The sequence below is a fragment of the Nocardiopsis sp. NPDC058631 genome (genome assembly GCF_042716955.1).
Classification (GTDB): Bacteria; Actinomycetota; Actinomycetes; order Streptosporangiales; family Streptosporangiaceae; genus Nocardiopsis.
On sequence record NZ_JBHXQY010000014.1, the window covers coordinates 79,795 to 86,586 of the forward strand.

A 6,792-nucleotide genomic window follows, 5' to 3' on the forward strand; every position below is an offset into this window, starting at 1 on the left:
ACAGACACAGGCGAGCGGAACAGGGACGGCGATGGGTGAACTCAGGTCGCGGCGGTCGGTACTCGCGGTTCCGGGGTCCAACCCCCGGTTCGTGGACAAGGCGAGGGGCCTCGACACCGACGCCTTCTTCCTGGACCTGGAGGACGCGGTCGCCCCCGCGGAGAAGGAGGCCGCCCGCGCCACGGTCGTCCGTGCCCTCACCGACGGCGGCTGGGACGGGAGGGTCCGGTCGGTCCGCGTCAACGACGTCACCACGGCGTGGGCCTACCGCGACGTCATCGGCGTCGTCGAGGGCGCCGGCGCGGACCTCGACTCGCTCGTGCTCCCCAAGGTCACCGCGGCCCGCGACGTCGAGTGGCTCGACACCCTGCTCACCCAGATCGAGCGCGCCGTCGGCCTGCCGGTCGGCCGCATCGGGATCGAGGCGCAGATCGAGGACGCGCGCGGGCTCGTGAACGTCGACGCGATCGCCGCCGCCTCCCCCCGCCTGGAGGCCCTCGTGTACGGCCCCGCCGACTTCATGGCCTCCCTCACCATGAAGAGCCTGGTCGTCGGCGAGCAGCCGCCCGGCTACGACACCGGTGACGCGTACCACTACGTGCTCATGCGCATCCTCACGGCCGCGCGCGCCAACGGCATCCAGGCCGTCGACGGCCCCTACCTCCAGATCCGCGACGTCGACGCCTTCCGCCGCTCGGCCGGGCGCACCGCCGCCCTCGGTTTCGACGGCAAGTGGGTCCTGCACCCGCTCCAGGTGGAGGCCGCCAACGAGGCGTTCGCCCCCTCCCAGGAGGACTACGACCACGCCGAGCTGATCCTGGACGCCTACGCCCACGCCACCACCGTGGACCGGCGCGGCGCCGTCATGCTCGGCGAGGAGATGCTCGACGAGGCCTCCAGGAAGATGGCGCTCGTGGTCGCGGGCAAGGGCCGGGCGGCGGGGCTCGAAAGGACCCGCTCGTTCGTCCCCGGCGCCTGACGGGCGGGGTCTGACACGCAGCCCACCCGCCTCTTACCGCCCTCTCACCCGGATAGGGAACCATGGGCGCCATGGAAGCCACCGCCACGGTCCTGGTCGCCGACGACGACCGCGCGATCAGGGACTCACTGGAACGCGCGCTCCAACTGGAGGGCTACAGCGTCCGGACGGTCGCGGACGGGGTCCAGGCCCTCGCCGCCGTGCACGCCGACCCCGTCGACCTGCTCGTCCTCGACGTGATGATGCCCGGTGTGGACGGGCTGGGGGTCGCCAGGGTGCTGCGGGCCGAACGCGACCGCACGCCCATCCTCATGCTCACCGCCCGCGTGGAGACACCCGACAGGGTGGCCGGGCTGGACGCGGGCGCCGACGACTACCTCGCCAAGCCCTTCGAGCTGGACGAACTCCTCGCCCGGCTGCGGGCCCTGCTGCGCAGGGCCGCGCCCGTGGCCGAGGACGCCGACGACGAGGGTCCGCTGCGGGCGGGTGAGCTGCGCCTGGACCCGCGCGCCCGCCGGGTCTGGCGCGGCGACCGCGAGATCGAGCTGTCCAAGACCGAGTTCGACCTCCTCGAACTCCTCATCCGCAACACGGGGATCGTCCTGGACCACGCCACCATCTACGACCGCATCTGGGGCTACGACTTCGGCCCGGAGTCCAAGAACCTCGCCGTCTACATCAGCTACCTCCGCCGCAAGCTGGAGGACGGCGGGCCGCCGCTCATCCAGACCGTGCGCGGAGTCGGGTACACGCTCCGCCCGCAGGGGTGACCGGCGTGCGACCGCCCGCCCACGGCGGCCGCGGGGAGGCCGGGAACACCGGACCTCCCGCCGGCCCCGCCGTGCCCGGCCCCGGAGGCCCGGGCGCCCACACGGCCCTCCCGTGGCGGCACGGGGTGCTGCTCAACCCGCGCGGCTGGCGGCTGGGAACGCGCTTCGCGGCGCTCTTCGCCCTGGTCGCCACCGTGATCATCGCCCTGGTCGGCACCCTCGCCTACACCACCGCCGCCGCGCTCATCCGCGCCGACGTCGAGAACGGGTTCGAGCGCACCGTCACCGACCTGTCCGAGAAGCTCGTCGAGGTCCACGCCCAGGAGGGCGGCGAGCCCACCGGCCCGATCCCGTTCCTGTCCAGTGACAACCTCCAGGTGCAGCTCCTCGGCCCCGACGGCCGCCGGACCGTCAGCGTCGAGGACCCCGCCGAGGTCGTCTTCTTCGCCCCGTCCGAGACGGACATGGAGCTGGCCGCGACCGCGAAGCCCGGTGTCGTCGAGATGCGCGAGCAGATCGTCGAGGGGCAGGCCTACCGGTTGGCCACGGTCTCCGTCGGCGACGGGGGAGGGGCCCTGCAACTCCTCCAGCGGCTGTCGCCCACCGAGCTGATGCTCGACCAGCTCGCCACCCAGATCCTGTGGGTGGGCCTGCTCGTCGCCCTCTGCGCCGCCGCGGTGGGGTGGCTGGTCGGCCACCGCACGACCGGGCGCCTGGTCCGCCTCACCGACGCCGCCGAGTACGTCAGCTCCACGGGGCGCCTCGACCCCGTCGACTCCGGCGGTGACGGGCACGATGAGTCCGGCCATGACGAGGTCGACCGCCTCAGCAGCGCCTTCAACGCGATGCTCGCCCGCCTGGCCAGGTCCAAGGAGGACCAGCGCCGCCTCGTCCAGGACGCCGCGCACGAACTCCGCACCCCGCTCACCAGCCTCTACACCAACGTCCAGGTGCTGGGCCGGGTGGACCGGCTCAGCCCCGAGGCGAGGGAGAGCCTCATCGACGACCTGCGCGGCGAGACCCGTGAGCTCACGGCGCTCGTCAACGAGCTGGTCGGACTGGCCACCGGGGACCACGAGGACGAGGCGATGCGCGCCGTCCTCCTGCGGGAGGTCGTCGAGAGGGTCGCCGAGCGCACCCGTAGGCGCACCGGTCGCGAGATCGTCGTGGACGCCGACGACAGCGTCGTGTGGGGGCGCCCCGGCTCGCTGGAGCGGGCCGTCGCCAACCCGGTCGAGAACTCCGCCAAGTTCGACCCCGACGGCACGGCGCCGATCGAGGTCCGCGTCCGCGCGGGCGCCGTCGAGGTCCTGGACCGCGGCCCCGGCATCGACCCGGACGAGCTGGACCACGTCTTCGAGCGCTTCTACCGCGCCACCGTCGCCCGCGGTCTGCCGGGCTCCGGCCTCGGACTGGCCATGGTGAAGGAGATCGCGCAGGCCCACGGCGGGCGGGTGTTCGCCCGTAACAGGGAGGGCGGCGGGACCGTCATCGGCTTCCAGCTGTCGGAGCACACACCGGCGGGGGAGGCCGCGGCAGCGGAGTGAGCGCGCGGGTCGGCCGGTCTCGGGGGTGCCCGACCCACGGGGCCCGGGCAGCCCCACCGCGACCCGCCCCCGGGCCGCCCCTGCCGGGGCCGCCACGCGCGGATCCGCGTCCCGGTCAGCCGCGGGCGGCTCCGCCGAAACGGGGGGCGGGTGCCGTGGAGGCCAGGGGCGCCGGGGTGACCACGCCTCCCGCGGCCTCCAGGTAGATCCGCTCGAACCGCGCCAAGGAGTCCTCCCACCGGTGCCGCGAGGCCATGGCCCGGCTGTGCGCGCCCATCCGCAGGCGCTCGCCCTCGTCCTCCACCACGTCCTCGATCCGTGCGGCCAGCTCCTCCGGGCTGCCGGGCCGGTACAGGTACCCGTTGCGGCCCTCCTCCACCAGGTGCGGCAGCGCCATCGCGTCCGCCGCCACCACGGGCAGCCCGCTCGCCATGGCCTCCAGGGTCGCGATGCTCTGGAGTTCGGCGACGCCCGCGATGGCGAACACGTCCGCGCACCGGTACACGTCCGGCAGGCCTGTGTGCGGTACGAACCCGAGGAACAGCACCCGGTCCGCCACGCCCTCGGACACCGCGAGGTCCTCCAGGCGCCGCCGGTACGCACCGCGACCGACCAGCACGAGTTGGACACCGGACGTCCGAGCCGTCGCGCGCACCAGCTCCTCGGCGCGCTTCTCCTCGTCCAGCCGCCCCACGAACAGCACCGTCGTCCGGTCCGGGACGCCCAGCCGCGCGCGCAGCCGCCGCCTGGCCGCCGTGCCGCCCTCCAGGGGGCTGAACCGGGCCAGGTCGATTCCGCACGAGACCGGCTCGACCAGCTTGGTGAACCCCTGGTCCCGCAGGAGTCCGGCCGCCGCAGGGGTCGGTGTCGTCACGTGCTCGGTCCGGGACAGCACCGCCCCCAGGTCCCACCAGGCGACCCGTGCGGCGTACGGGCGCAGAGGCCCGGGCACGCGCACGTAGTCGAAGAGGTTCTCCGGCATGAAGTGGTTGGTCGCGACCACGGGGATCCCGTGGGCGCGGGCGGCCGACGCCAGCATCCGGCCGACGAGGAAGTGGTTCTGGATGTGCACGACGTCCGGCCGCAGCCGCTCCAGCAGCTGGTCGAGGTGCCCGCGGACCCCCAGCGGGACCGCGAGTCGCACGCTCTCGTGGACCAGGGAGGACATCGAGCGGAGGTGGTGTTCCACCACCCCGCCGCGCTCCACGGTGCGGGGCGCGCCCTCCGGGGAGGGGCACACCACGTGCACCCGTGCTCCGCGCCCGGCCAGCCCGTGGGCGAGGTGCGCGGTGAAGTAGGCGGCGCCGTTCACGTCCGGGGGGTAGGTGTCGGTGCCGATCAGTATTCGGGGGCGGTGCCCCGGGCCGCCGGCCGGAGGGGGAGGGCCCGCCGGCGTGGGGGAGGCGGAAGCGAAGGACGTGGACATGGGCCGGGTCTCCTGGCTGTCGGGTCGCCGCGTACGCACGAGTGTGACCCACCCGCGTTGACCGCCGCCGACCTTCCGGTGACCGGGGAGCGACTGCTCAGGTAGCACACGGCGCAGAGAAGAATACCCTGCGTGTTCAATCCTTTACCCAGGCACACCGTGATGTGGCCGATCGGTGATCTCGGGGGGAGGGAGGGGTGCGGACGCCCTCCGCGTCCCTCCGGGCGGCGACGGTGACGTGCGGGCCGGGTCGCCGCCCGCCGGTCTGGCGGCGCGTGTCCGCAGCGGGCGGGCCCGCGACACGGGAACGGGGCGGTCCCGGGCCGAAAGCCCTGGGACCGCCCCGCGGAGAGGGACCGAGACCGCGCTCGCTCAGTTCCCCCCGTCCTGCTCCGCCTCGTTCTCGACGGACTCCGAGCTCTGCTCGCCGAGCGTGACGGCGACGTCCTCCGGCGAGCCGTTGCCCCCGGACACCACACCGAAGGTGACCTCGTCGCCCGGCCGGCGGGAGCGGATCTCCGCGATCAGCTGGTCCGGCGTCGTGACGGTCTCGCCGTCCACGGACACCACCACGTCACCCGCCCGCAGCCCGGCCTCCTCCGCGGCGCCGCCGTCGGTCACCTCCACGATCTCGGCCCCGCCGCTACGGCTGTTGGTGATGGTCGCCTCGATGGCCGGGTAGCTCGCGCTACCGCTCTCGACCAGCTGCTCGGCGATGGGCCGGGCCTGGTTGATGGGGATCGCGAAGCCCAGCCCCACCGAACCGCTCTCCTGGGAAACCCCCGCGATCGCGGTGTTGACGCCGATCACCTCACTGGCCATGTTGACCAACGGGCCGCCCGAGTTGCCGGGGTTGATCGCCGCGTCCGTCTGGATCGCGTTGATCACCGTCGAGGTCTGGCCGTTGCCGCTCTCGGTCGCCCCCGTGTTCACCGGCCGGTTCAGGGCGCTGACCACACCCGTCGTGACCGTGCCGGACAGGCCCAGCGGGGAGCCGATCGCGACCACGTCCGCGCCCACGCCGATCTGTTCGGAGTCGCCGAGCGTGGCCGGTTCGAGGTCGTTGCGCCCCTCCACCTGGATGACCGCGATGTCGGAGACCGTGTCGGCGCCCAGCACCTCGGCGGGCGCGGAGGTCCCGTCGTTGAACAGCACCTCCAGAGCTCCGCCCTCGGACGCCGCCACCACGTGCGCGTTCGTGAGGATCTGGCCGTCCGAGGAGATGACCACGCCGCTGCCGCCGCCGTTGGCGGTCTGGATCGACACCACGCTGGGCAGGACGCTCTCGGCGACCTCGCCGACCGCGCCCTCGGTGGCCGTGCCGCCCTGTTCGCCGGTCAGCGAGCTGACCGGGGAGCCCAGGCCGTTCGGGAACAGATAGGCGGTGCCCAGGGCCGTCGCCGGACCGACGACCAGGCTCGTGACCAGTGCGGTCGCGGCGGCGATCGCCACCACCCGGCCGCCCCGTCTCTTCCCCCCGGGGGGCACCGCTCCGGGAACCGCGGCACCGTACGGGGGCTGGCCGTGGCCGCCTCCGACGTAGGCCCCGCCGTCACCGTAGGGCGGCCGTCCGGGGCCGCCGGGGCCGCCCGGGGCCGCGGGGCCTCCCGGGCCGTTCGGGCCGAGGGGCCCCTGCGGGCCGCCGTACGGCTGGCCGTGGCCGCCCTGGTGGGCGGCGAACTGGTCGGTCGGACCGCCCGCGGGGCCGCCGGGGCCGCCGGGGCCGCCGACGTTCGGCGGGAACGTGTACGACGCGCGATCCGCCTCGTTGGGCCCCGTGGCCCACCTCGGCGGGTGCTCGGGCGGGGAGAAGCGCGGACCAGTTCCGGCCACGTGCGTCCCCGCGTGCTGTACCGGAGGGCCGGGGTGCACCGGAGCCGGGTGCGTCCCGTACTGCGCGGGCCGCTGCTCCGCGGTGGTCGGCCGACCGGTGTGGCCCCCTGCCTGCCCGTCGTGCCGACCGGCGTCCTCGGACCCGGACCGCGCTCCCCGTAGTGCGCGCGGGGAGGCCGGGGCCTGCGGGCATACGCTAGAGGCCGTTTCCGGGACACCGTAGGAGAGGAACCTCGT

5 protein-coding genes are annotated in these 6,792 nt (G+C 74.3%); 3 read left to right on the top strand and 2 right to left on the bottom strand.

The window, feature by feature from the left end:
* Positions 1 to 31: 31 nt before the first annotated feature.
* The 3 genes from ACFWTE_RS07695 to ACFWTE_RS07705 all read left to right on the top strand — a co-directional run bounded on the left by ACFWTE_RS07695 (position 32) and on the right by ACFWTE_RS07705 (position 3,296).
* Positions 32 to 979: an HpcH/HpaI aldolase/citrate lyase family protein gene (locus tag ACFWTE_RS07695; RefSeq protein WP_378778519.1), complete on the top strand. Its 948-nt coding sequence runs from the start codon at positions 32 to 34 to the stop codon at positions 977 to 979.
* 71 nt (positions 980 to 1,050) lie between these two features.
* A complete protein-coding gene (locus ACFWTE_RS07700; protein WP_378778520.1) occupies positions 1,051 to 1,749 on the top strand; it encodes a response regulator transcription factor in 699 nt (232 codons plus the stop codon).
* 71 nt (positions 1,750 to 1,820) lie between these two features.
* Entirely contained in the window at positions 1,821 to 3,296 is a 1,476-nt protein-coding gene (locus ACFWTE_RS07705) for an ATP-binding protein (RefSeq protein ID WP_378778525.1), read from the top strand.
* A 115-nt stretch (positions 3,297 to 3,411) separates the two neighbouring features.
* On the opposite strand, the gene ACFWTE_RS07710 is transcribed toward ACFWTE_RS07705, so the two are convergent.
* Positions 3,412 to 4,722, bottom strand: coding sequence for a glycosyltransferase (locus ACFWTE_RS07710; RefSeq protein WP_378778521.1), 1,311 nt, complete (start codon positions 4,720 to 4,722; stop codon positions 3,412 to 3,414).
* Between the two features lie 372 nt (positions 4,723 to 5,094).
* The coding region (locus ACFWTE_RS07715; RefSeq protein WP_378778522.1) for a S1C family serine protease at positions 5,095 to 6,792 on the bottom strand (1,698 nt) is incomplete at its 5' end.

Coding starts and splice junctions, on each gene's coding strand:
- ACFWTE_RS07695 (WP_378778519.1), top strand. CDS start 32: ATGGGTGAACTCAGGTCGCGGCGGTCGGTACTCGCGGTTCCGGGGTCC.
- ACFWTE_RS07700 (WP_378778520.1), top strand. CDS start 1,051: ATGGAAGCCACCGCCACGGTCCTGGTCGCCGACGACGACCGCGCGATC.
- ACFWTE_RS07710 (WP_378778521.1), bottom strand. CDS start 4,722: ATGTCCACGTCCTTCGCTTCCGCCTCCCCCACGCCGGCGGGCCCTCCC.